The organism is Nostoc sp. KVJ20 (assembly GCF_001712795.1).
Classification (GTDB): Bacteria; Cyanobacteriota; Cyanobacteriia; order Cyanobacteriales; family Nostocaceae; genus Nostoc.
In genome coordinates this window covers 1-23841 of record NZ_KV757569.1, presented here as the reverse complement: position 1 = coordinate 23841, position 23841 = coordinate 1, and the positions used below count along the sequence as shown (strand labels likewise).

The following is a 23841-nucleotide window of genomic DNA, read 5'->3' as shown; positions in this document are numbered from 1 at the left end:
ATGATTAACCAAGTTACGACTTCTCGCCATATTCTTGAAGAGATTGTGTTGCATAAAAGGCAAGAAGTTGCACAGATGCAGCAGGAATTTTCTTTAACTGATTTGCAACAGCAATTAATTGCGGCTCCAACTGTCAGAAATTTCTTGACTGCTTTACAACAAAATCCTCAGCAACCTAGCTTAATTGCTGAGGTAAAAAAGGCATCACCTAGCCGTGGCATTATTCGGGCAGATTTTGACCCTGTAGCGATCGCTCAAGCTTATGAACGAGGTGGTGCAGCTTGTCTATCAGTCCTCACTGATCATAAGTTTTTTCAGGGCAGTTTTGATAATCTGCGTGGTATCCGTCAACAAGTTGCATTACCCCTACTGTGCAAGGAGTTCATCATTGACCCCTATCAAATTTATTTAGCACGGACAGCAGGCGCAGATGCAGTTTTGTTGATTGCCGCTATATTATCAGACCAAGAACTTCAAAGCTTTTTGCCACTGATTCACTATTTGGGCATGAATGCACTGGTAGAAGTCCATACCTTAGCTGAACTGGATCGAGTGCTTAAGCTTGACGATTTACATTTAGTAGGAATCAACAATCGCAATTTAGAAAATTTTACCGTTGATTTAGGAATAACACAGCAACTTTTAACACAGCGCCAGCAATATTTGCAAAGTTTAGATATCACCGTCGTTAGTGAGTCTGGACTTTATACACCTGCTGATTTGTCTTTTGTTGCTGAAGCTGGTGTTCGTGCGGTTTTGGTTGGAGAGTCTTTAGTTAAACAAAGCGATGTAGAACAAGCTGTACGTAGTCTTTTGAGTGCTGAGTGCTGAGGTAAACCTAAAAAATGAAGCTCTGATACTCGTTAACGGAGCTAAAAGACTCATTAATGGAGATAAAAGACTCATTAACGGAGATAAAAGCCTCATTCACGAGTATCAAAGACTCGTTAACGGAGCTAAAAGACTCATTCACGGAGATAAAAGACTCGTTAACGAAGCTAAAAGACTCATTCACGAGTATCAAAGACTCGTTAACGGAGCTAAAAGACTCATTCACGAGTATCAAAGACTCGTTAACGGAGCTAAAAGACTCATTCACGAGTATCAAAGACTCGTTAACAAAAAATTTAGCGTGGGTATCGCTAATTGCTAAGTGTTGATTATTTCAGAACTATTAACCAATCATTAACTATTTTTCTGCATGACTTCTATCTCCGCTCATTTTCAGACTTTACGCGATCGCCAACAGTGTGCTTTAATCCCCTTTATCACAGCAGGCGATCCTAACTTAAAAACCACTGCCGAGGCTTTACGTATCTTAGATCGCAACGGTGCTGACTTTATCGAGTTGGGCATTCCCTACTCCGATCCTCTCGCAGATGGGCCTGTGATTCAAGCAGCAGCAACTCGCGCTTTGCAAAAAGGCACGAAATTAGAGCAAGTGCTAGAGATGTTAGAAGCTGTAACTCCTACCCTGAAAGCGCCAATAATTCTATTTACTTATTACAATCCCATTTTGCACCGGGGTATTAAGTCATTTTTGCTCAAAATTGCTGCGGCTGGGGTGCAAGGGTTGGTAGTGCCAGACTTACCCTTAGAAGAAGCAGAAGAATTAATCCAGACTGCTGCATCTTTTGGAATTGAGGTAATTTTACTTGTAGCTCCTACTAGTTCTAAAGATAGGATTTTAGCGATCGCTCGTCAATCTCAAGGTTTTATCTATCTAGTAAGCGTCACCGGAGTTACAGGTATTCGCGCTCAAATCCAAGACCGCGTAAAAGATTTAATTACCGACTTGCGAAGCGTCACCGATAAACCTATCGGCGTTGGTTTTGGCATCTCAGCACCAGAACAAGCGCATCAAGTTATGGAATGGGGAGCAGATGCGGTGATTGTTGGTAGTGCCTTCGTCAAACGTTTATCTGAAGGTACTCCAACTGAAGGATTGCAAGCTGTAGAAAAATTTTGTCGGGAACTCAAAGCAGCAATTACCCCAGTATCCCTACAAAAAGTTGGTTCCGCTAAGTAAAAAGGTACATCATAGTCCCTTCTCGAAGAACCTACGGTGTAAACACAAGTCTGAAATAGCTGAAAAACCCAAGGTTTTACCCCACCCTAACCCTCCCCTTGGAAAGGGGAGGGAACTGAATTTCTTTTTCACCCCTTTGCAAGAGGGAGAGAACTGGATTTCTTTTTCCCCCTTTGCAAGAGGGAGAGAACTGGATTTCTTTTTCCCCCCTTGGAAAGGGGAGGGAACTGGATTTCTTTTTCACCCCTTTGCAAGAGGGAGAGAACTGGATTTCTTTTTCCCCCCTTTGCAAGAGGGAGAGAACTGGATTTCTTTTTCCCCCCTTTGCAAGGGGGGATTAAGGGGGGTAAACCCTAGGGTGGGGTTCCTTTACCTCACTCAACCGAGAACCGCTATATTCAGTTCTCAAAAATATATTTCAACATAAAAGGATTTTAACCAGTGGTAAGCATACAAGACATCAAAACTGCAACTATCCAACCAGATTCTTTAGGCAGATTTGGAAGATTTGGCGGTAAATACGTCCCCGAAACCTTAATGCCTGCATTAAGTGAGTTAGAAGCAGCCTTCCATCAATATCGCAACGAGCCGAGTTTCCAAGCAGAACTGCAAAACTTACTCCGTGATTACGTAGGACGACCCAGCCCATTATATTTTGCGGAACGCCTGACAACAAACTACGCTAGACCAGATGGCACTGGGCCGCAAATTTATTTAAAGCGTGAGGATTTAAATCATACAGGCGCTCACAAAATTAATAATGCTTTAGCTCAGGTGTTGCTAGCTAAACGCATGGGTAAGCAACGGATTATTGCCGAGACGGGTGCAGGACAACACGGCGTAGCGACTGCAACCGTATGTGCGCGGTTTGGTTTGAAATGCGTGATTTACATGGGCATCCACGATATGGAACGCCAATCGCTGAATGTCTTCCGCATGAAATTAATGGGTGCAGAAGTTCGTCCAGTGGAGGCAGGTACGGGAACTCTCAAGGATGCAACTTCCGAAGCAATTCGGGATTGGGTGACAAATGTAGAAACAACCCATTACATCCTCGGTTCTGTTGCAGGCCCTCATCCTTACCCGATGATTGTCCGTGACTTCCACGCGGTAATTGGTGTAGAAACCCGCGCTCAATCCCAGGAGAAATGGGGAGGATTACCAGATATTCTACTAGCTTGCGTGGGTGGAGGTTCCAATGCGATCGGCTTATTCAATGAATTTGTCCATGAAACTTCGGTGCGTTTAATTGGAGTCGAAGCGGCGGGTGAAGGTGTAGATACAGAAAAACACGCTGCTACCTTGACAAAAGGAAAAATAGGTGTGTTGCATGGTGCAATGAGCTATTTACTGCAAGATGATGATGGTCAAGTCATCGAAGCCCATTCAATAAGTGCCGGATTAGACTATCCCGGTGTTGGCCCTGAGCATAGTTATTTAAAGGATCTTGGTCGCGCCGAATACTACAGCGTCACCGATAAACAGGCGTTAGATGCATTCCAAAGACTTTCGCAACTAGAAGGAATTATCCCAGCTTTGGAAACTGCTCATGCGATCGCATATCTCGAAACCCTTTGTCCTCAGTTAAAAGGTAGTCCCCGCATTGTCATCAATTGCTCCGGTAGAGGTGACAAAGATGTGCAAACCGTCGCCAAAGTCCTTATTCCTTAATGGTTCAGAGTTTCTAGTAAGCACTTTAGTGCTTAAAAATTCAGGACTAAAGTCCTTACTACAAACTTATTCTCCATTCAGAACTAGTCCAATGACCAATGACTAATTATGATCGCTTTAACTCAAATTCCACCTGAAATCCCCGTTACTCCTGAGTTTTACAACTGGCCAGCGTTATTACAACAATTGCTGAATCGGCAATCGTTGACGGTTTCCCAAGCTACAGATTTGATGCAAGGTTGGCTCACAGATGCCATTCCCCATGTCCTATCAGGAGCAATTTTAGCCGCAATCCAAGCCAAAGGTGTATCCGCAGAAGAATTAGTGGGCATGGCCAGGGTCTTACAATCCCAATCCCCAGTCCCCAGCGATGCACTGAGCTTGTCGAAGTGTACCCAGTCCCCAATCCCTCTAATTGACACTTGTGGAACTGGTGGAGATGGCGCTTCAACTTTTAACATTTCGACTGCTGTCGCCTTTGTTGCTGCCGCCGCCGGGGTAAAAGTTGCCAAACATGGCAATCGTTCGGCATCTAGCAAGACTGGTTCCGCTGATGTGCTGGAAGCTTTGGGGATAAATCTCAACGCCACTCCTGAAAAAGTACAAGCCGCAGTAGGTGAAGTTGGAATCACCTTTTTGTTTGCTCCAGGTTGGCATCCTGCACTCAAAGCGATCGCAACTTTGCGAAAAACTTTGAAGGTGCGGACTGTTTTTAATTTGCTCGGCCCGCTAGTAAATCCCATGCGGCCAACGGGGCAAATTATTGGTGTGAACGATCCGCTTTTACTAGAGGAAATCGCTCAAGCTTTATCGCAATTGGGATGTCAACAAGCGATCGCACTTCATGGACGGGAACGTTTAGATGAAGCTGGTTTAGCAGATGTCACTGACTTAGCTGTACTCCAAGATAAAAAAGTCCGTTCTCTAACGCTGAATCCTCAAGAACTTGGTTTGAATTTTGCCCCCACTGCGGCGTTACGCGGTGGAGATGTCGAAGAAAATGCGGAAATTTTGAAGGCAGTTCTCCAAGGTAAAGGCACTCAAGCGCAGCAAGATGTAGTCGCTTTAAATACAGCCCTAGCGCTCCAAGTTGGTGAAGCCATTCATGGAGAAACGGATGTTTTAGCCGGTTGTGTTAAAGGTATTACTCTTGCGAAGGAAATTCTGCAAAGCGGCGCAGCTTGGACAAAACTAGAACAACTTGCGGAATTTTTGCATTAGACAAACCTCTCTTCGTTTCAGTGTACACACAAGTCGAACTACCCCCCTTAATCCCCCCTTGTAAAGGGGGGAAACCGGAAAATCTTGTTCCCTCCCCTTTCCAAGGGGAGGGTTAGGGTGGGGTAAAACGCCTGTGGGATAAGCGTTTGAGCTTAAGTTGACACCAAAGAGTATTGCTGTGTCCTACGAACGGACTGTATTACACCCAATAACTTACTTACACAAGGAAAAACAGATGATTATCATACTTAAAAGCGGTACACCTGTTGAGGAAATCACTCGCATCAGCCAAGAACTGAGTGAGACTTGGAAAGTCACGGTAGAAAAAAGCGTTGGCACTCATAAAGTTGTACTGGGGCTAATTGGTGATACCACTAGCATCGATAAATTACAGGTTCAAGAATTCAGCCCTTGGATTGAGCAAGTATTACGAGTGCAACAACCTTTCAAGCGGGTAAGTCGAGAATTCCGACATGGAGAAGCCAGCGAAGTTGTTGTACCTACACCTAACGGTGATGTCTATTTCGGCGAACATCACCCGATCGTAGTTGTAGCTGGGCCTTGTTCCGTTGAAAATGAAGCGATGATTGTCGAAACAGCAAAGCGGGTGAAGGCAGCCGGAGCAAAGTTTCTGCGTGGCGGAGCCTATAAACCCCGCACTTCACCTTATGCCTTTCAAGGTTATGGTGAAAGCGCTTTAGATTTATTAGCAGCAGCGCGGGAAGCTACTGGTTTGGGTATCGTCACAGAATTGATGGATGCTGCGGATTTATCAGCAGTGGCGAGAACAGCTGACATAATCCAAATCGGAGCGCGGAATATGCACAATTTCTCGCTATTGAAAAAGGTAGGCGCTCAAGATAAACCAGTGCTACTCAAGCGGGGGATGTCTGCGACAATTGACGAGTGGTTGATGGCAGCAGAATATATTTTGGCATCTGGAAACCCAAATGTGATTCTTTGTGAACGGGGAATTAGAACCTTTGATGGTAAGTATGCCCGCAATACTTTAGATTTATCAGTACTTCCGGTATTGCGATCGCTGACCCATTTACCGATTATGATTGATCCTAGTCATGGTACGGGTAGGTCTGAATATGTTCCATCAATGGCAATGGCTGCGATCGCAGCTGGTACAGATGCCTTAATGATTGAAGTTCACCCCAATCCCGCAAAAGCTTTATCCGATGGGCCTCAATCTCTCACCCCTGATAAATTTGACCGCTTAGTTCAAGAAATGTCAATTATAGGCAAAGTAGTCGATCGCTGGTCTACACCTACATTTGATCGCATTAATGACAGCCGCATTCTCTTCACACCAGAACTATCAAAGTAGATAGAGCGTAATCTTGACCGATTTTTTGCAAACGGCTAAACCCGATCAACGGATTCTTTCGTTTAAAGAATCTGTTGATCGGGTTTTCATCAACTACCCCGCTCTGCTAATGCTGAGGGCGGGGTAGTTGATGAATTTTATTACTTAGGATGGTTTTGAGTTAAATCAAGTTGTATTTAAGATTACAGATAATGAAAAACTAGATTTGTGGGAAATTAATTTTCCCCTGCTACCAAGGAGTAATAATGGTTTTAAGTGAATATCAACGTGCTGTAGGCGTATTTACTCATCGTCGAGATGCAGAACAGGCACTACATGAATTGAGAGATTCTGGCTTATTGATGGAGAAAGTATCTGTAGTTGTACAGAATGCAGACCGCAATCATGAGGTTGCCAATGATGAAATTAAAGAGCGCACTGGTGATAAAGCTGACGAAGGCGCAACAGTAGGAGGGCTTTCAGGGGGCGCTGTTGGTGGGTTAACTGGTTTATTAGTAGGTCTTGGTACTTTAGCAATCCCTGGAGTTGGGCCAATAATGCTAGCTGGCGCAGCGGCAACTGCTTTAGTTACAACCCTTGTCGGTGCAAGTATTGGTGCTGCTACTGGAACTTTTGCTGGCGCACTAGTTGGTTGGGGAATATCGGAAGAACAAGCTAAAGCATATAACGAGCGAGTAGAACATGGACACTATTTCATAATCGTAGATTGTACACCTGCTGAAATTCCTAAAGTAGAAGCAATCCTACAACGTTGGGGTATAGAAGAGTTTGGCATTTATGAATATTTCAACAATGAGCATAAAACTACAAATTATCTAACCACGACAACTTCTGCACCTGCCATTCCTAATAAAAGCGGAATTTTACCTAAATATGCTGTCGCTTACTTTAATAGCTTAGATAATGCTGAAGCGGCAATTAACGATATGTATACCGCCGGTTTTCCAGCAAACCAGATTTCCTTAATTTGCAAAGACTTTTCTCAATTGATTGGGTCAACAGACGTTAATGTAAGTGAGCGTTTTGACGCTATGAGGCTCGGAATACCAGATGATTGGGCACGCTTTTACAACGAGCAAATTGAGCAAGGCAATTACATACTCATCGTTAGTGGCACAGACAATGAGCTTGAACACGCTAGCTTAATTCTAGGCAGTTATGGGGTTCAAGAATGTCAAATCTATGACCCGATGTTAATTCGTTCTTGAAAAAGATTACCAGAAAATTTAACAATTTTGTCAGAGCAAACAAAGCAACAGCAATACTTTCAAAATACTACAGTCTTGATATGTATCTGTTACAGCTTATAATTCCGCATAAATCCAAATAGTTCAAGCGTGTCAGAAGAGGAAAATATGCTTTATCAAGTAGAGTAATTAATAATATTCCGCCCGTTTTCCGGGCGAATATATGACTAAGCAATTGTGCTAACTAAATTACTTCATCTAAATCTCCTCAGAAATTTAGAAATGTAATTAATAGCCCTCGATAGTATAACCAGCAGATTGAACTATCTGTTTAATTGACTCTTCAGAAGCCGCAGCTTCTACAGTTACAGTTTTTGCATTAACGTCCACATCGATTTTGGCATCAGATTCCATAGTCTGAATAGATTTAGTTATATTCTTGGCACAGTCATCACCTTTAATATTTGTAACTTTTAATTTAATTGCCATTACTTGCCTCTTTACATCTTGGATTTATCTTTAATAAATATAATAACGGTTGAGATAGTGAGTACACATCTTACTATGGTGATGTTTTTATATCCAGCTACTTCTGCCCAACTTTCACAGCATATATATATCCAAAAAAGCAGCTATCTTATGGCAGATATTGAAACATTTTAGAAGAGTGAAATTTAGAGTCACTAGGATATCATCTAAATACTAGAAAACAGGGCATTTAACCCTGTCATTTACTCACTATGCCTCCCCTCTTTACTCAGCTTTGTTGCTTTTAGGAAAGGGATTACCGTGATTTAATTGAAAATATTATAGAGTATCAGACTACCTATTTTTTTTGAGTTCGTGCATACTTCTCACGACCTTTGTTACTAAATTTCTGGGCGTAAATCTTACGCTTTCAGTCAATAGCTTATTTCTCATCCCAGGAACAACAACAATTTTATTTTTCATTAAGCCCCGATAACCAATATTCGCAACGGTTGCCGTATCCATCATTCTGTTAACGTTTGCAATCTTGGAATCTTCCATTGCAGCAGTTTGTTGGAATTCTGATGCTGTTGGCCCCGGACAAAGAACAGTCACGCTGACACCTGTGCCCTCTAATTCATTAGCGATCGCTTCGGAAAATGATAAAACATAAGCTTTTGTAGCAAAATAAACTGCCATTAGAGGCCCTGGTTGAAAAGCGGCTGCTGAGGCAACATTCAATATTTTTCCATAGTCTTGCTCGACCATATCCTTGAGGAATAACTTAGTTAAATGGGTCAGGCTGACCATATTTACCTGTAGCATTTTTAGTTCAAGGTTGAGGTCTGTTTCACTAAATGCTCCATAAGTACCAAAGCCAGCATTGTTAACCAGCACATCAATCTTGATCGATGCTTGCTGTAGTTCTGTGAAAATTTCTTCTGGCGATGTTGGTATAGATAAATCCTTGGTAAGAATTTTCACAAAAATGCCAAACTTTTGCGGGAATTCATTTATAATTTCGTTAAGCTTTTCTTCATTCTTATCGACTAACACAAGATTGTAACTATGACGAGCAAAAATCTGGGTTAATTGATAGCCTATTCCACTAGCCGCCCCTGTAATTAGAGCAGTTTTTTTTTGCCGACTTTCAGATGTTTTATTCATGTTACGAAAATTCCTAACGTGATAATTAATTTAAGCTTCATAAATTTAGCTACAGCAATATATAATGTTTGCTGTAGCTATTCTTATGCGGACAATAAATGATGCTATCCACCTGAAATTGAGTATGCTTCGATTAAGCATATTAGGCGCAAATATAAAAATCTGTATCTATATAAACAAGAGCAAAAATATTTAATCTCATCATCAATGCCACAGCATAATTCTGTTACTATAACTGACGTGCAAGCAGCACAAGAGCGAATTTTGGGAATTGCCCACCGCACGCCTGTGCTAACTTCTACAATTGTTAACGATCGCACCAATAGCCAAGTATTCTTTAAATGCGAAAACTTTCAACGCACGGGGGCATTTAAATTTCGAGGTGCGTACAACGCCCTAGCCCAACTATCGGTAGCACAAAAGCAAACAGGTGTTCTCACCTATTCATCGGGAAATCATGCCCAAGCGATCGCCTTAGCTGGAAAAATCCTAAATATTCCCACCACCATTGTCATGCCTGATGATGCACCTGCTGTCAAACAAACTGCCACTCGTGGCTATGGCGCAGAGATAATTTTATACAATCGCCAAGAAACAAACCGGGAAGAATTAGCCCAAAATTTAGCAGATGAGCGCTCTTTGACACTTATTCCTCCTTACGATCATCCTCATGTAGTCGCTGGACAAGGGACAACTGCTTTAGAACTAATTCAAGAAGTTGGTGAATTGGACTTATTATTAGTGTGTTGTGGTGGTGGTGGATTACTTTCAGGATGTGCGATCGCAACCAAGTCACTTTTACCCAATTGTAAAGTAATCGGCGTAGAACCAGCCCTTGCCGACGATGCTACCCGCTCCTTTCACACCAAAACCCTGCAAACAGTCAAAAATCCTAATACCATCGCTGATGGTGCGAGGACTGCTAGCCTTGGTCAAATTACTTTCCCCTTAGTGCTGCATTACGTCGATGATATGGTGACGGTATCTGAAGAAGCGATTCTTCGCACCATGTTTTTCTTATGGGAACGGCTGAAAATTGTCGTTGAACCCACTGGAGTACTCGCCGCAGCAGCTTTACTCGAAGGTGTGGTGACAGCACCAGAGGTGAAAATTGGTGTGATCATCAGCGGTGGAAATGTAGATTTAGCGCAAGTTGGTAAATTGTTTTCTGTGGGATTGGATTGAAAAGTTAAATTCCCAATTGACCACACTCAGTCCTGAGTGCTGAGTGCTGAGTGCTGAGTAACAAGCGATCATACTCAGTACTTTTGCACTATGGTAAAAGCCCCGCCCCTAGTGGACGAAATCTTTTAATGTAGGAGAAGGTTGATACCCGCAAAAGTGTGAGCGGTCTTTCAACTCAGCACTCTTCATCGTATTAATATATTCAACGAGGAAGAGTATCATCTAAGCGAAGTTGAAGACGGGACAAAAGCGGTGATTTTATTAATTGATTTAATCGATATTGCTGTTGAGTATAAGTGTCTTCAACTAGTTGACAGACAGTGAAAGTAGGTTGTTTAGGTTTACCAATAAATGCGACTCCACCCAATCCTCGATAATCTACAATCCAATATTCGGGAATGCCTAAAATTGCATACTCTTCAACTTTGCGTGCATAGTCAGTTTCCCAGTTAGTACTAACAACTTCAACCACCAGTTTAATTGAGCGTCCCAGCGTAATTACGGGTTCTCGCTCCCAAAGAGGTTCACGGTCGAGAACGGTTTCATCAAGAACCACAACATCAGGACGACGAGCTGTAGCTGCATCTGCGAAGGGGTAAATTAAACAAGTGCGAGGAATAACCCAGGGAAGTTGTTCTGCAACAAGGTGTATACCAATTTGGGTTGCAACTTTCCCACTCACCGTTTCGTGGGGGCCAGTGGGTTCCATGTCAATTATTTCTCCGTCTGCTAATTCATATTGGGAGTTATCTTGATATTGGCAGAGAAAATCTTCTTTAGTGAGGGTTTTTTGGGAGATATATGTCATTGAGCTAATCTCCTGAAAGTATGTTGTTTTAATTTTAAAGTATCTAACCACTGGGAAAGCGCCAGATCCACAGGACAATTCTTAAACTTGGCGATGTCTACGACGGGCTATTCCACTTCGCACTTTTGGTGATGGGGTGGATGTGGGCGATCGGCTCCGGTTAGTGTTTTCATAATCGCCCTACAAGCTCTATTATGTCAGAGCATCAAGTTTAGCCAGTATTCTTAAACCTTCTTCTGAGTTGCCAGTTGCAGCCATTGCTTTAAATCTTGTATGGGCATCAAATTCTGCCAGAGCTATGGTAGAAAGTTCTTCAATCAATTTATTGACACTGATGCCTTTGGCTTGAGCAAGTTCTTTCAATCTATTATGCTTATCGTCTGGTAAACGAATAGTTAAAGTTGCCATTTTTGTTTAACTCCTAATAATTTCTTCAGGTTGCGATCGTCTAGTCTAGCTATAGATAAAGTATTTAGGGACTTCCAGAAATTAAATTATTCAATTTTGTGAGCGAAGACGATCGTTAGATTCTTCCTCCCCTTAGACAAGTTTTCATTTACATTTATTTAAACCACATTTGTTATGGGGACAATGTTCCCGACTGCGTAATCTAATTAATTAATAAAGTACTAGAAGTGACATTTGAACTCCAAAATTTGTGTTGATAATAAATTAGCGATGTCTACGACGGGCTACGCCTACGCTGATTGATCACAAAAATTTAGCTGAAAAACCATAAAAAGCAGGGTTTTTGCGAAGAATATTTCCACATGTTAATATTGTTTGTTTGGTTTAGGTACGGATATTCAGTATGGTTCCCATAAAGACTGTTCTCCAAGATTCAGAGCAAGTCACCCGGTTGTTTTCTCATCTCGAATTTGATGGAAAAAAACTCAATCATCAACCGGGTAGTGTATTGGGAAGTACTGCATTGATTGCGGGAACCACCGTTGGGGCTGGGATTCTCGCCCTACCAGCCGTTACCCTGCCGTCTGGTATTGTGCCGTCTACATCTGGACTAATTGCTGTTTGGCTCTACGCTTTAGTTTCAGGGTTATTGGTTGCGGAAGTTACCTTAAACATGATGCGAACAGAAGGGCGTCCGAGTATAGGTTTTTTGGGAATTGTTGAGAAAATCCTTGGTAAGCTGGGAGCGCGAATTGCAGGCAGCGCATATTTATTCATGCACTATGCTCTCTTGGTAGCATACGTCACCAAGGGTGGAGAGATTTTAGGATCTGCGGCGGCAAAAGTCTGGGGTGTGCAAATATTGCCTATGTGGGTGGGCACAACGACTTTTACGCTCTTATTTGGTGGGATTATGTATCTTGGGCGAGAAAAGTTTATTGAGAAATTAAACAGCGCCTTTGTCGGAATTGTCATTGTTTCCTTCTTAGGACTATTATTTCTGGCAGGAGGGCACATTCAGAGTACCCAACTAGTATTTCAGGACTGGAGTGCCCTTGGTAGTGCCATTTCAGTAATGTCTGTGGCGCTATTTTTTCAAAACGTTGTGCCGTTGGTTGTGACGCAACTCGAAGGGGATGCTGGCAAAATTCGTCAGTCCATCTTTATTGGTTCTGTAATTCCTCTAATTATGTTCTTGGCGTGGAATGCCGTAATTTTAGGAAGCGTCAGTCCCGATATGCTACATAACACATCTGACGGTACAAGTGTTTTTGACCCACTGCAAATTCTCCGAGCAGGTGGGGCGGGGGAATGGTTAGGAGTGCTAGTATCCATTTTTTCAGAATTTGCGATCGCAACATCATTTATTGGATTTGTGTATGGATTGCTAGATTTGTTCAAAGATATTTTTCTCCTTGCACAAGGTGGACTTTCTAGACGCCTCCCCCTCTATTCGCTGGTTCTTTTCCCTCCGATGACTCTCGGAACGCTCAATCCCAGCATCTTTTTTACTGCCTTAGATTACACTGGAACATTTAGTATCTCAGTTCTCGGTGGAATTATGCCGGCATTAATGAGTTGGAAGCAACGTCAAGAACAAGAAAACTTAGATAGCATAAATCAACCACTGGTTCCTGGTGGAAAGGTGACACTCATTGTCATGATTGGAGTAGCATTAGCCATGATGGGAAGACAAATCCTGTCAATTTACCATCAATAAAAATTTGATGTACTATAAAAGTATATATTTGTAGTATAAATATGCCAACCACAATTAAATGAGTGATTCTCGCCTCGTCAAAATCAGCAAATATCTCAGCAAATATCTGCGACACACACCGGATGCCATTGGAATTAAACTTGCTCCCGGTGGTTGGGTTGCTGTTGATGAACTACTCAGTGCTTGTGCTAGAAACAAATTTCCGCTCACCCGTCAAGAATTAGAGGTAGTAGTTGAATTCAACGAGAAACAACGCTTTTCTTTTGATTCTACAGGTAATCTTATTCGTGCAAACCAAGGACATAGTGTAAAAGTAGATTTACAATTGGAACCTGTTGTTCCCCCAGATGAGCTTTATCACGGCACGGGATGCAAATCTGTAGAGTCAATTCTGCAAACAGGACTTTGCAAAATGTCACGGCATCATGTCCATTTATCAAAGGATATAGAAACAGCACAGATTGTTGGTGCAAGACATGGAAAACCAGTGGTTTTTGCTGTAAATACTGCGGCAATGCATCAGGCGGGTTACATCTTCTATTGTTCTGCTAATGGTGTTTGGTTAGTCGATCATGTGCCGCCTGAGTATCTAAAAAAAAATTGAATTTGAATATAGTTGTTCCCGGACTGTTGAAGTACATTTTCAAAGCAACTAACTCTGTAAAACAAAAATTTGAGTGTACCTCAGTTGCTCAAGAAACGCTGTTGAAGAAGAATTCAGAATTCAGAAGTCAGAATTCAGGAGCGGAGCCGGAGATGCTCCCATTCCATTGTGGGTAGAGTTTTTCATATTTATATCAATTTGAAAAAAGAATGCGACAAATAGACCATTTGTAGAGACGCGATTCATCGCGTCTTTACCCAAGGATGTGTTGTAATAATTAATTGAATTGGTATTAAACAGTAGCTCGGCTCCAAGTTAAGTTGATTAAATCTAAGATGTAATCCACAGAATTATCTATATAATCTTCTGATTTATCATTACTAGCTACACACAATTTGCCACCAGTAATATAAATTTTATCTGGTTCTTTGTAGTCAGCTTTGTGTCTACTTATCCATCCTGGCTTCTCACCAGTTGTTTCTAATTTTTCTATTTCAAATGTGTGGATATGTAATCTATAAACTGGGGTTTCATTATAGACTTTTGTACCGAGGTATCCTATACTGCCAATAATATATATGTATTCTCCAACTAATGTCGCTGAATGAAAATCAGTTGGCGGAAAAACATGTTGGGGGTAACCAAAAATCTGAAAACTACCATCACCTTGAAAAACGACAACATCGTTATATATACAAAAATTAGAGTCGTAGTAGTCTTCATGTTCACCAGCAATTTCTACAATTCTGCCATCTGGTAATTGTGTAATGGTTCTGCCAAATCTATCGTAGCACCATACTTTATATTGCCGATTTCCTGTATCATTAAAAGTCTTTTGTGCGCTATAAGCAGAACAACCTTCATAAATCATCATCTGCCAAAAAGGTATTTGCATCAATTCTGGATTGGTTTTGCCAAAGCGCGGATTTTTGCCAGCAAAATATTGTTCTGGTGATAATTCTGATAAGTAGAATTTGCTGTTGGCAATTCCGGTGAGCGATCGCCGCATATCATCGTTAATATCGCTCACATCTTCACCAGCCGCAATTAACATTTTGACAATTTCCTTGTTTGTCGCTATCTTAATGGCTTGGTCATTGCAATGATTTATTCTGCTGGGGTTGGCGCCAGCTTCTAGTAAAATTCTGACACAATCAGTAGCACCATGTTCTGCTGCGATTATTAACGCAGTGCTACCAAAATCATCAGTGGCTTCAATATCAAATCCCTCAGCAATTAGCCACTGTAGGACTTCGAGCCTATTATTTTCTATCGCATACATTAATGGCGTTTTTCCGCAGTTTCCCACATCGTTGTGATTTGCTCCCGCAGCTAGGAGTAATTTGGCTTTAGGTAATTCGCCCATTTGAATACTCAATAACCAAGGAGTTCTATGCCAACAATCACGCACATCTTGATCTGCTCCTTGCTCTATCAATAACTTTACTCGCTCTAAGCTCTCAAAAACTATAGCGTGCATTAATTCTGTCCATCCCAGTTGCTCTGGGTTAGCACCCGCGTTCAATAATAATTTGACAGCATCAAATCTCCCAATATGAGCAGCTATTTTGATTGCAGATTCACCATAGCTACTCATGCCATTGACAGCAGCACCTCTAGAGATGAGAAAATTCAAAGTTGATATTAAGTTTTGATCCTGCAAGATATCTCGACCATGCATAGCATTGATTAAGACATCATATCCATTTGGGCTTTGATAGTTAATATCCGCTCCAGAATTCAGAATCAATTGGATTTTATCTAGATTTCCTGACTGCACAGCCAACCCAAGTACGGTATTTTCAAATTCTTGTTCAACAGCATTCACATTCGCGCCATTTTCCAAGAGGAAGCGAATCATATCAACACCTGCATTAGCACTACTAACTGCACACATTAATGGTGTTTGCTGGGAATACTCATCTAGGCAATCAATATCAACGCCATTAGCTATTTGGCGTGCGACTTCTGCAATATCTCCCCGCTGTACATAAATATGAATTTTTGGCATAAATTTTCTAAGTTTACTTCTGATATAAATTATCGGTCTTGCAGAATCAAATATTTACCTTACACCTATGTAAGCCAAGTCATGCTGTCGATTCGGTGCTATCCCCGTAATGCCGCCAAGATCAATTTACCCATAGCGCTTGTACTCCTAATACTGTATTCTCTGATAGATTAGCGTCTGCAAAAACAGGGATTAGCAGTAATTCCATTGCGGTTAACATCTGAAAAAGGAACTTTGTAGATTTGTCTATAAAATTACAAACTCTCAAGAGTAAAAATACTATCAATCTCTTTGCCTACTCACCCAATGTAGGTTAAAAATCTCACCAAACAAACATTTTAGACCTATCCAAGACCCTAAGATGCCTTCTAAGCGAATCTTGTTTATCAGTAACGGCCACGGAGAGGACAACCACACCTCTCATGTTATTCAGACCTTGCGCCAATTGTGTCCTTCTATTGAGATGGCGGCAATGCCGATTGTGGGGGAAGGAAAAGCTTACCGCAGCTTGGACATTCCCATTATTGGGCCCACACAAACGATGCCCTCTGGGGGATTCTTTTACATGAAGCGCCTCTATTTGCTCAAAGATTTTCAATCGGGATTGATTGGGTTAACGTGGCGACAGTTACAAGCGGTGTTACAGTATGCTCCCAACTGCGATTTAATTATGGCTACTGGGGATTTTGTCTCCCAGACATTTGCTTACTTAACAAAACGTCCTTTTGTTTCGTTTATCTCTTGTCTTTCTGCCATCTATGAAGGGCAATTGCGGATCAATCCGCTGCTGTGGCACGATCTGAATTCTTCTCGATGTCTGACAGTTTTTACCAGAGATTCCTATACGGCTTCTGATCTCCAGCGGCAAGGTATAGCTAAAGCTCAGTTTGGTGGTATTCCGGCTTTAGATCGCCTCGTCCCCGTTGGTAAAGATTTGTACCTGAAACCGGACGTTCCTGCGATCGCACTTTTACCAGGATCGCGGATGCCGGAAGCCGCACGAAATTTCTGTTTGCAGTTACAACTGGTGGTAGAAATTGCCAAGGTGATGCCTGAGTCAGGATTCCAGTTTCGCGCCGCCTTGGTACCAAATTTGATGGAACAATTAGACGACATTGCTAAAAGTCAAGGTTGGCAACTGAATCAAGGTATACTCACCTATTCTCCTCCCGGAAGTTCTGCTGAGGAATCACCGCTTGTAGAAGTGAGATGTTACTCAGATGCCTTCAGTGATATCTTGTATTACTCTACCCTCGTCATTGGCATGGCAGGGTTGGCAGTGGATTTAGCTGTAGCGATCGGCAAACCGATCATCCAGATTCCTGGAGAGGGCCCGCAATTTACCTATCAATTTGCAGAAGCGCAAACGCGGCTGTTGGGCATTTCTGCCCAAACCATCGGCACTAAGCCAGCAACCCCTGAGATTCTCAAGCAAGCAGCGAAACGAGTAGTTGAAACTTTACAAGATTCAGACTACCTCGCAAAGTGCAAAGAAAATGGCCCTGAGCGATTTGGCCCACCCGGCGCATCTGAGAGAATTGCCCGCTTTCTACTAAACTCTTTAGGAGAAACTGAGTAGAAATTGCGTCAGAATTTAGGAGTCAGCACACTTGGGTAGCATGGTCTACCTTTCTTGCTAACTCCTGAATTCTGACTCCTAACTCCTGAATTCTGAATTCTGAATTCTGAATCCTGAATTCTGAATTCTGACTCCTGACTCCTAACTCCTGAATTCTTACTTACCTATGAAAGTCCGCTCTAGTTACTGGCAACTGTTGCCTTATCTCTGGCCCCAATGGCCGCTGTTAATTCGGGGATTGGCTTGTATTCTAGGATTTGTGTTATTCACCCTAGCAGTGCCCTATTTAGCAGGTCAGGTCGCTTTTTATCTTGGCCAGGGAAATGTAAACCGGATTGCCTACTGGCTCGGACTAGCCACTGTGGTATTTTTGGTTCGAGGGCTTTGTCAATACGGGCAGAATGTCTTTATGATTGCTGCTGCCCTGAACATGGTTTTAAACTTGCGTAAGCGGGTTTATGCTCACCTGCACAAACTTGGATTAGATTACTTTGAAACCACACAGACAGGAGACTTGACTTATCGTCTGACAGAAGATATCGATCGCGTCGGCGAAATTGTAGACAAGTTATCCCATCAGTTTCTTTCCAATTTGTTGCAGTTAATTGCAATTCCCATTTACATGCTCTACCTGAATTGGCCGCTCACTCTTGCGGGTTTGATTTTGGCTCCTTTAATGGCTTGGTTGATCGGGCAATTTGGTCAGCGATTACTCGTGCTATCTCGCCAGAGCCAAAATCAGGTTTCCAATTTGTCGGCGATGCTAACTGAAGTATTTAGCGGGATTCGCGTCGTTCAAGCTTTTGCAGCCCAAGAATATGAGGTGAAGCGGTTCAATCAAGAAGCAGAAATCAATCGCCAAGCTAAGTATCGCGCTCTACAACTCAAATCCATTCAGTTTCCCGTTGTTGGTTTTTTGGAAGCAGTTAGTATTATGCTGCTGTTTTTATTGGGAGGATGGCAGATTTCTCAGAATCAGCTGACTGCTCAAGGATTTATCAGTTTCTTAGCTGCTGTGGCTTTACTGATTCAGCCAATCGACCTGATGATTAGCAACTACAACGAGTACAAACAGACTGAAGCTTCTGTTGAACGCATCTTTGAACTGATGGCGAAGGAGCCTAGTATCAGCGAAAAATCGAATGCTCAGGCAATGCCAAGAGTTATGGGCAAGGTAGAGTATCGTCATGTCGATTTCGCCTACAATGCCGATCAGCCAGTGCTAAAGGATCTCTGCTTGAACGCTTCTCCTGGTGATGTCATTGCCTTGGTTGGTTCTTCTGGAGCAGGTAAATCGACGTTAATTAACCTTTTACTTCGCTTTTATGACCCTCAGAAAGGTCAAATTCTGGTTGATGATATTGATATCCGTGATGTCACACTCACCAGCTTGCGCCATCAAATTGGCATTGTTCCCCAAGATGTTACTCTTTTTTCGGGAACGATCGCTGAAAATATCGGTTACGGTCAGGAAAAATTAGATATATCAGCGATTCAAGAAGCAGCCAAGATTGCCAATGCTCACTCCTTTATCACCCAGTTTTCCCAGGGTTATCATACCTGGGTGGGAGAGCGGGGAGTTAACCTATCAGGAGGACAACGCCAAAGATTAGCGATCGCTAGAGCAGTTGCCAACGATCCTCGAATTCTGATCCTGGATGAAGCCACCTCTGCCCTCGATTCTGAATCAGAAGCACTAGTTCAAGAAGCACTAGAACGAGTGATGCAAAACCGTACCGTGTTTATTATCGCCCATCGCTTGAGCAGCGTTCGTCGGGCTGATTGCATTCTCGTCATCGAACAAGGAGAGGTGGTTGAAGCTGGTACTCACACCTCCCTGTTGTCTCAAGAAGGACGGTATGCCCGTTTTTACGCCCAACAGTTCTACTCTACAGATGAGTAGTAGTTTGTCAATAAATAATTGATGGATAAATTACCTGTAGAGACGGCGATTTATCCCGTCTCTCTAACTTTTTCATATCAACATCCCAGCAACACAAGCGGTAATAAAACCCGCTAACAATCCGCCAATCATTGACCTTACACCCATGCGAGCTAAGTCATGCTGGCGATTTGGTGCGATCGCGGCAATGCCACCAATGGTAATGCCAATTGAACCTATATTCGCAAAATTACATAATGCGTAAGTTGTAATAGTTACTGCACGTCGAGAGATTTTACCACTCTCAATTAGTGCCTTTAAATCTAAAAAAGCAATAAACTCATTCAAAATTGTCTTTGTACCTAATAATGCCCCAACTTGCCGACAATCATCCCAAGGTACGCCCATTAGCCACGCCACGGGAGCCATAACAAAAGATAAAATCCACTGTAGTGAGAGTTGCTGTAAGCCTACAAATGATCCCAACCATCCCAAAAGTGCATTGAGAGCAGCCAATAATCCCAAAAAGGCGATAATCATCACCCCAACGTTAACTGCTAGCTTCACACCGTCAATTGCTCCAGTAGTAGCAGCATCTATGACATTTACATAATTCGTTTCTACATCTACTTTTGCTTTACCAAGCGTCTCTGAAACTTCTGTTTCTGGGTAAAGTAATTTTGATACCACCAATGACATGGGAGCAGTCATAAAGAAAGCAGCAATCAGGTGTTCTGTTGGGATGCCAAAGGAAAGATATGCCCCTAGTACTCCACCGGCAATTGTGGCAAAACCACCAGTCATCACGGCATGGAGTTCTGATTGCGTCATATTGGCTACATAAGGCTTAACCATCAACACTGATTCTGTTGGTCCCAAAAAGATATTACCTGCACAGGATAAAGATTCAGAACCCGATGTTTTCATCGTTTTCATCATTACCCACGCCATCACCTTTACCACCATCTGCAAAATGCCGTAGTAATACAAGACGCTGATGAAAGCAGAGAAGAAGATAATGGTCGGCAGCACTTGAAAAGCAAAGAAATGATCTTTAAAATTTTCTCCAAAGACAAATTTTGCACCGACATCAGAAAATGCTAAAAATTGGCTGACAATATCTCCCAGAGATTTAAACACAGTCAAACCCCAAGGAGTTTTAAGAATGACTAGCGCAAATGCAAACTCCAATCCCAAACCCCATGCCACTATACGCCAACGCACCGCACGACGATTAATAGAGAAGGCATAGGATATACCGATAAAAACTAATATTCCCAACGCAGAGATGGCGCGTTCCATGTTGACTCCTGGAAAGGTATTGCTAAGGCACTTAGTCACAGAGCATACACAAAATCTGCATTTTTTTGTGGTTTTGTAGCCAATTACTAGAGTTTTGATGCTGTAATACCATTTCACTTCAATAATGATACAAATACGTGGGTAAGGGTTTAGCACTGCTAAACCCCTACGAAAAATCTATATGTATCAAGATTTTCGTGAAATAGTATAAATCAGAATTTAGCGATCGCACATTACTATGCAAAACGATCGCTTCCAGCCGCCAACCATTGATTTTGCTACTCGCCCATTAGGTGGCGTTGGGTTCTTCAGGATCTTCACCCAGGATTTGCTGTGCAGTGTGCCGGATATGCAGAATACGCACCATAGATACTTCTTGATCCTCCAAAATAGTGAAAAGGATGCGGTATGAGTTGCGTCCTCGACCATAAAGTATTTGTCGAATTTCTTGGCTGAAATACTCATTTTCTGGTGCTAAAGGACAGCGCTTCGGCATTTGAGACAAAGAATCAATCGCTTGCAGCAATTCGGCATACCATTGACTTGCCCTTAAAGGGGATGTGACTTGGGACAACCGTAGGAACGCACTGTCTGCTTCAAACTCCGCCACACTGGAAATTTCGATGCGATATTTCATGAATCAGCTGGCAGATTATACTTGCGACGCTGTTCTTGGGCAAACTCATGAAAAGATCGGAACCGTCCTGCCTCAAAATCATCTAATCCTTGTTGAATCCCCTTTATTGCCTCTTCTGATTCTTGTACTTCCAACTCTAAGACACTGGTAAGCAACTCAGATGCTACAAGACTAACATCTTGACCTTGCCGAGCAGCTTTGTCGCGTAATAATGCTTCTAATTCTGGGCTAAGGGTAATGACAATTGGCATAGAGCTACTTCCTTTGGCATTGAGCCTCTGCGCGATATTCTAGCAAACACAGCAATCAGTAGCTATCTAAATATACAGACTTACCCAAAGAAACGCTCATAATTGTCATGACTACCAATCCAAAACCATGTCACTGTGTCTTCTTCCAAAACTCCAAGTGCCCGATAGCCTCGCGTTACCCTCACTGACCAAATCCCCTCCTGAGTGTTGATGCACTTGAAATGTAAAGAGGGGTGAAATGGATTCTCTGCCCACAGCCAATACGCTTTCCTGGCACTTTGCCTAATTTCGCTGCTCAACTGTCGATACTCATACCAAAAGGAAGGAAGTACTGCTGACTTCATAGCTGGTCGTAGTTCATTGCAGTGGCTTGTCCCTCTGCAATTTCTTGTTTGGCAAGTTTCGCAGCAGCAATAAGTTTTGATTGTGTTCTCTGGAACGATTCATTCCATGTGATTTCATCTTGTAGATCATCAATGTATTCCCGCAGATGCTCTGCAATTCGATCTTGTACCTCAATGGGTAAAGACTCCATCATTTTGATTACGGTGGTAATTGCTGTTGATGACATAGTGAATTGCTCTCACGCAACGCTTTGCTCTTAAAGCTAGCACCGATCACCCCTCTTTATTCATCAAACTCTCATGCCTGACAACATCATTGACTCTAACCCAAACACAATGAGCAAGTGTTGTGCGTAGCTGTAGCCCGTCGTAGACATCGCTCAAATACCCAATTATTTTAAAATGTTCAACAAGTACAGTGTTAGCCTGTGCCACTACTTAATAATAGTCACCAAACCTAACTAGAATAAATACTTGCTGTACTTTATGTAGTGGAAGAGACTTCTTATTGATGAAATAGTTGTCAGTATTTTGCCAATAGCTGCGGTTGAACTTAGTTCCCATCGCTCCATAGATTTGGCTTCCATGCTATGACCTGCCATATTACGAATAGATCCGATTGCTTGTGAAATATCACGTTGTTTAGTGTTGATGAAACTATAAGCAGTTCCCGAATCATCCCTGTAAGCATACAAAACGTTGTTGGCTAATTCTGAAATGCCAGACTTTGCTCTAATTTTCTTAATGTCAATAGTTCCAATTTCAACAGAAAGCCTTCTCAAAATATCCTCGTAAGCTCTTCCCGAACATTCGATAGCACTTCTTGGGTTATCTTGATAAGTAAGAAGACTAACTACCAATTCTTCAAGTTCACTGTGGGTAAGCCATTGGAAGACCTCATCACCAAGGACTCTGTTTAAGTAAAGTCTTACTCCTACATCATCTAGCAAATCTCTAGAAAAATCTTCTGTTAGCTCTTTTACCTCTAATTCATACTCTTTGATGATTAAAGATCCTTTAGCATCAATTAAATTGCAGGTCTTAGCCCACAGACTTAGCAACTCGAAAATTGCTTTAATATCCTTATTAAAAGAGTAAAAAGAACTTAGCCTCCTAGCTGATACTTCGAGGCTATCTCCCATCGCTAAGTGACGAAGAAAAAGAATAAAAGGCTCCCATGCTTGAAGCCACTTTCTAAATACAGCAATCTTCAACTCTTCAGAAGGTTTAGCAGTAAGCAACTCAGAGCATTGCTTGACCGTGGCAAAATAACCATTATCTTGGTTGTCTATCATTCTAAGTAAGCAAGCAGCATCAACTGCACTTTTGACATAGGGCTTACTTTTTCCTGTATATTTTTCCAAAGAGTCTAGGCTGGCTTTACTATAGGAACTACGAATTACTATATCCATCACTAGACTCACTGATACTTTGTGAGTAGGTAGTTGATAAGTCAGATTCTCGATCATCGTCAAAAATTCCGTGAGTAGCTTTGAAGAAGGTAATGATTTTGCTGGTATCCCATTCACTCATGTCAACATTAATTGAAATAGTAGTCGGTATAACACTCAGTGTTGTACCCCGCAACGACGGTAGCTCTATATGAGATTTAGATTCAGCAGCAGGTGTCTGGCTGACCGATGAATTATCCTTGAAAACTGGCGTAGAATCAATCACATCTATCTGCTCATAATCAATAGCTGAAGACTCTTCTTCTAACGTTGAATCAGACTTATCAGAATTACATGCTGCATCAATTAAAGATTTCGCATTTTGACTCCATTCGATACGCGATGGCTGTCCTCTCCTGCCATTTATAAATTTACCAAGTCCCGTCAACGAGAGGAGTTTTCCAAAGACAACAACTCCATCATCACGGTTACTCCCAGAAGAGCCATATCCATGTTTCCACCAATAATCTTTTATAGTTTGTGTTTCTGTAGTAACTCAAGTTGCTAGTTACATACCAAGAAAGATGACATAGGGGTATAAAAACAATAAAATCCCTGCAGACAGAAAATTAGGAGGGAA

Annotated in this window: 23 protein-coding genes; 11 read left to right on the top strand and 12 right to left on the bottom strand. The window is 42.1% G+C overall.

Features of this window, described 5'->3' with window-relative positions; translation table 11 throughout:
* From trpC to A4S05_RS05625, 6 genes are all read left to right on the top strand, one after another.
* Nucleotides 1-831 (top strand): indole-3-glycerol phosphate synthase TrpC, encoded by an 831-nt coding sequence (gene trpC / locus A4S05_RS05660; protein WP_069068855.1) that lies wholly within the window; start codon nucleotides 1-3, stop codon nucleotides 829-831.
* A 370-nt stretch (nucleotides 832-1201) separates the two neighbouring features.
* Nucleotides 1202-2029 (top strand): tryptophan synthase subunit alpha, encoded by an 828-nt coding sequence (gene trpA / locus A4S05_RS05650; RefSeq protein ID WP_069068854.1) that lies wholly within the window; start codon nucleotides 1202-1204, stop codon nucleotides 2027-2029.
* 441 nt (nucleotides 2030-2470) lie between these two features.
* Nucleotides 2471-3700 (top strand): tryptophan synthase subunit beta, encoded by a 1230-nt coding sequence (gene trpB / locus A4S05_RS05640; RefSeq protein ID WP_084226996.1) that lies wholly within the window; start codon nucleotides 2471-2473, stop codon nucleotides 3698-3700.
* Between the two features lie 108 nt (nucleotides 3701-3808).
* Nucleotides 3809-4921: an anthranilate phosphoribosyltransferase gene (trpD, locus tag A4S05_RS05635; RefSeq protein ID WP_069068852.1), complete on the top strand. Its 1113-nt coding sequence runs from the start codon at nucleotides 3809-3811 to the stop codon at nucleotides 4919-4921.
* Between the two features lie 235 nt (nucleotides 4922-5156).
* Nucleotides 5157-6257, top strand: coding sequence for a 3-deoxy-7-phosphoheptulonate synthase (gene aroF, locus A4S05_RS05630; protein ID WP_069068851.1), 1101 nt, complete (start codon nucleotides 5157-5159; stop codon nucleotides 6255-6257).
* A gap of 245 nt (nucleotides 6258-6502) precedes the next feature.
* On the top strand, nucleotides 6503-7465 hold the full coding sequence (locus A4S05_RS05625; protein WP_069068850.1) for a hypothetical protein: 963 nt from the start codon (nucleotides 6503-6505) through the stop codon (nucleotides 7463-7465).
* Between the two features lie 267 nt (nucleotides 7466-7732).
* Here the strand turns inward: A4S05_RS05625 and A4S05_RS05620 are convergent, their stop codons facing one another.
* Entirely contained in the window at nucleotides 7733-7933 is a 201-nt protein-coding gene (locus tag A4S05_RS05620) for a heavy-metal-associated domain-containing protein (protein ID WP_069068849.1), read from the bottom strand.
* 333 nt (nucleotides 7934-8266) lie between these two features.
* Nucleotides 8267-9079 carry an SDR family NAD(P)-dependent oxidoreductase gene (locus A4S05_RS05615; RefSeq protein WP_069068848.1) on the bottom strand — a complete coding sequence of 271 codons (813 nt, stop codon included), beginning with the start codon at nucleotides 9077-9079 and terminating at the stop codon, nucleotides 8267-8269.
* 207 nt (nucleotides 9080-9286) lie between these two features.
* On the opposite strand from A4S05_RS05615, the gene A4S05_RS05610 reads away from it, so the two are divergent.
* Nucleotides 9287-10264: a threo-3-hydroxy-L-aspartate ammonia-lyase gene (locus A4S05_RS05610; RefSeq protein WP_069068847.1), complete on the top strand. Its 978-nt coding sequence runs from the start codon at nucleotides 9287-9289 to the stop codon at nucleotides 10262-10264.
* Between the two features lie 202 nt (nucleotides 10265-10466).
* Here A4S05_RS05610 and A4S05_RS05605 read toward each other — a convergent pair whose 3' ends face one another.
* Complete coding sequence (locus tag A4S05_RS05605; protein WP_069068846.1) at nucleotides 10467-11072, bottom strand: Uma2 family endonuclease; 606 nt, start codon at nucleotides 11070-11072, stop codon at nucleotides 10467-10469.
* A 192-nt stretch (nucleotides 11073-11264) separates the two neighbouring features.
* Nucleotides 11265-11480, bottom strand: coding sequence for a toxin-antitoxin system HicB family antitoxin (locus A4S05_RS05600; protein ID WP_069068845.1), 216 nt, complete (start codon nucleotides 11478-11480; stop codon nucleotides 11265-11267).
* Nucleotides 11481-11883: 403 nt separating this feature from the next.
* On the opposite strand from A4S05_RS05600, the gene A4S05_RS05595 reads away from it, so the two are divergent.
* Both A4S05_RS05595 and A4S05_RS05590 read left to right on the top strand, forming a co-directional pair.
* The gene (locus tag A4S05_RS05595) at nucleotides 11884-13200 is read left to right on the top strand and encodes an amino acid permease (RefSeq protein ID WP_084226995.1); all 1317 of its coding nucleotides are present in this window, start codon (nucleotides 11884-11886) and stop codon (nucleotides 13198-13200) included.
* Nucleotides 13201-13258: 58 nt separating this feature from the next.
* Entirely contained in the window at nucleotides 13259-13804 is a 546-nt protein-coding gene (locus tag A4S05_RS05590) for an RNA 2'-phosphotransferase (RefSeq protein ID WP_069068844.1), read from the top strand.
* 292 nt (nucleotides 13805-14096) lie between these two features.
* Here the strand turns inward: A4S05_RS05590 and A4S05_RS05585 are convergent, their stop codons facing one another.
* Nucleotides 14097-15815, bottom strand: coding sequence for an ankyrin repeat domain-containing protein (locus A4S05_RS05585; RefSeq protein ID WP_084226994.1), 1719 nt, complete (start codon nucleotides 15813-15815; stop codon nucleotides 14097-14099).
* A gap of 361 nt (nucleotides 15816-16176) precedes the next feature.
* On the opposite strand from A4S05_RS05585, the gene A4S05_RS05580 reads away from it, so the two are divergent.
* Together A4S05_RS05580 and A4S05_RS05575 are read left to right on the top strand one after the other, a co-directional pair.
* Entirely contained in the window at nucleotides 16177-17394 is a 1218-nt protein-coding gene (locus tag A4S05_RS05580) for a lipid-A-disaccharide synthase-related protein (RefSeq protein WP_069068843.1), read from the top strand.
* Nucleotides 17395-17560: 166 nt separating this feature from the next.
* Entirely contained in the window at nucleotides 17561-19297 is a 1737-nt protein-coding gene (locus tag A4S05_RS05575) for an ABC transporter ATP-binding protein (protein WP_069068842.1), read from the top strand.
* Between the two features lie 72 nt (nucleotides 19298-19369).
* On the opposite strand, the gene A4S05_RS05570 is transcribed toward A4S05_RS05575, so the two are convergent.
* From A4S05_RS05570 to A4S05_RS05540, 7 genes are all read right to left on the bottom strand, one after another.
* A complete protein-coding gene (locus A4S05_RS05570; protein ID WP_069068841.1) occupies nucleotides 19370-20578 on the bottom strand; it encodes a NupC/NupG family nucleoside CNT transporter in 1209 nt (402 codons plus the stop codon).
* Between the two features lie 289 nt (nucleotides 20579-20867).
* The gene (locus A4S05_RS05565; RefSeq protein ID WP_069068840.1) at nucleotides 20868-21215 is read right to left on the bottom strand and encodes a type II toxin-antitoxin system RelE/ParE family toxin; all 348 of its coding nucleotides are present in this window, start codon (nucleotides 21213-21215) and stop codon (nucleotides 20868-20870) included.
* The gene (locus tag A4S05_RS05560; protein WP_069068839.1) at nucleotides 21212-21466 is read right to left on the bottom strand and encodes a hypothetical protein; all 255 of its coding nucleotides are present in this window, start codon (nucleotides 21464-21466) and stop codon (nucleotides 21212-21214) included. Before A4S05_RS05560 ends, A4S05_RS05565 begins: the two co-directional genes overlap by 4 nt.
* A gap of 80 nt (nucleotides 21467-21546) precedes the next feature.
* Nucleotides 21547-21810, bottom strand: a complete 264-nt coding sequence (locus A4S05_RS05555; RefSeq protein ID WP_069068838.1) for a ParE family toxin-like protein — start codon at nucleotides 21808-21810, stop codon at nucleotides 21547-21549.
* A complete protein-coding gene (locus tag A4S05_RS05550; protein WP_069068837.1) occupies nucleotides 21807-22037 on the bottom strand; it encodes a hypothetical protein in 231 nt (76 codons plus the stop codon). The genes A4S05_RS05555 and A4S05_RS05550 overlap by 4 nt, the downstream gene beginning before the upstream one ends.
* A gap of 234 nt (nucleotides 22038-22271) precedes the next feature.
* Nucleotides 22272-23222, bottom strand: a complete 951-nt coding sequence (locus A4S05_RS05545; RefSeq protein ID WP_069068836.1) for a hypothetical protein — start codon at nucleotides 23220-23222, stop codon at nucleotides 22272-22274.
* Entirely contained in the window at nucleotides 23203-23649 is a 447-nt protein-coding gene (locus A4S05_RS05540) for a hypothetical protein (RefSeq protein ID WP_069068835.1), read from the bottom strand. Before A4S05_RS05540 ends, A4S05_RS05545 begins: the two co-directional genes overlap by 20 nt.
* Nucleotides 23650-23841 lie beyond the last annotated feature (192 nt).

Bases quoted from the DNA above. Each gene is read 5' to 3' on its own strand.
- A4S05_RS05600 (WP_069068845.1), bottom strand. From the start codon at position 11,480: ATGGCAACTTTAACTATTCGTTTACCAGACGATAAGCATAATAGATTG.
- A4S05_RS05550 (WP_069068837.1), bottom strand. From the start codon at position 22,037: ATGTCATCAACAGCAATTACCACCGTAATCAAAATGATGGAGTCTTTA.
- trpC (WP_069068855.1), top strand. From the start codon at position 1: ATGATTAACCAAGTTACGACTTCTCGCCATATTCTTGAAGAGATTGTG.
- A4S05_RS05590 (WP_069068844.1), top strand. From the start codon at position 13,259: ATGAGTGATTCTCGCCTCGTCAAAATCAGCAAATATCTCAGCAAATAT.
- A4S05_RS05610 (WP_069068847.1), top strand. From the start codon at position 9,287: ATGCCACAGCATAATTCTGTTACTATAACTGACGTGCAAGCAGCACAA.
- A4S05_RS05585 (WP_084226994.1), bottom strand. From the start codon at position 15,815: ATGCCAAAAATTCATATTTATGTACAGCGGGGAGATATTGCAGAAGTC.
- A4S05_RS05605 (WP_069068846.1), bottom strand. From the start codon at position 11,072: ATGACATATATCTCCCAAAAAACCCTCACTAAAGAAGATTTTCTCTGC.
- aroF (WP_069068851.1), top strand. From the start codon at position 5,157: ATGATTATCATACTTAAAAGCGGTACACCTGTTGAGGAAATCACTCGC.
- A4S05_RS05620 (WP_069068849.1), bottom strand. From the start codon at position 7,933: ATGGCAATTAAATTAAAAGTTACAAATATTAAAGGTGATGACTGTGCC.
- trpA (WP_069068854.1), top strand. From the start codon at position 1,202: ATGACTTCTATCTCCGCTCATTTTCAGACTTTACGCGATCGCCAACAG.
- A4S05_RS05615 (WP_069068848.1), bottom strand. From the start codon at position 9,079: ATGAATAAAACATCTGAAAGTCGGCAAAAAAAAACTGCTCTAATTACA.
- A4S05_RS05570 (WP_069068841.1), bottom strand. From the start codon at position 20,578: ATGGAACGCGCCATCTCTGCGTTGGGAATATTAGTTTTTATCGGTATA.
- A4S05_RS05595 (WP_084226995.1), top strand. From the start codon at position 11,884: ATGGTTCCCATAAAGACTGTTCTCCAAGATTCAGAGCAAGTCACCCGG.
- A4S05_RS05545 (WP_069068836.1), bottom strand. From the start codon at position 23,222: ATGGATATAGTAATTCGTAGTTCCTATAGTAAAGCCAGCCTAGACTCT.
- A4S05_RS05560 (WP_069068839.1), bottom strand. From the start codon at position 21,466: ATGCCAATTGTCATTACCCTTAGCCCAGAATTAGAAGCATTATTACGC.
- A4S05_RS05555 (WP_069068838.1), bottom strand. From the start codon at position 21,810: ATGAAGTCAGCAGTACTTCCTTCCTTTTGGTATGAGTATCGACAGTTG.
- trpD (WP_069068852.1), top strand. From the start codon at position 3,809: ATGATCGCTTTAACTCAAATTCCACCTGAAATCCCCGTTACTCCTGAG.
- A4S05_RS05565 (WP_069068840.1), bottom strand. From the start codon at position 21,215: ATGAAATATCGCATCGAAATTTCCAGTGTGGCGGAGTTTGAAGCAGAC.
- A4S05_RS05625 (WP_069068850.1), top strand. From the start codon at position 6,503: ATGGTTTTAAGTGAATATCAACGTGCTGTAGGCGTATTTACTCATCGT.
- A4S05_RS05575 (WP_069068842.1), top strand. From the start codon at position 17,561: ATGAAAGTCCGCTCTAGTTACTGGCAACTGTTGCCTTATCTCTGGCCC.
- A4S05_RS05580 (WP_069068843.1), top strand. From the start codon at position 16,177: ATGCCTTCTAAGCGAATCTTGTTTATCAGTAACGGCCACGGAGAGGAC.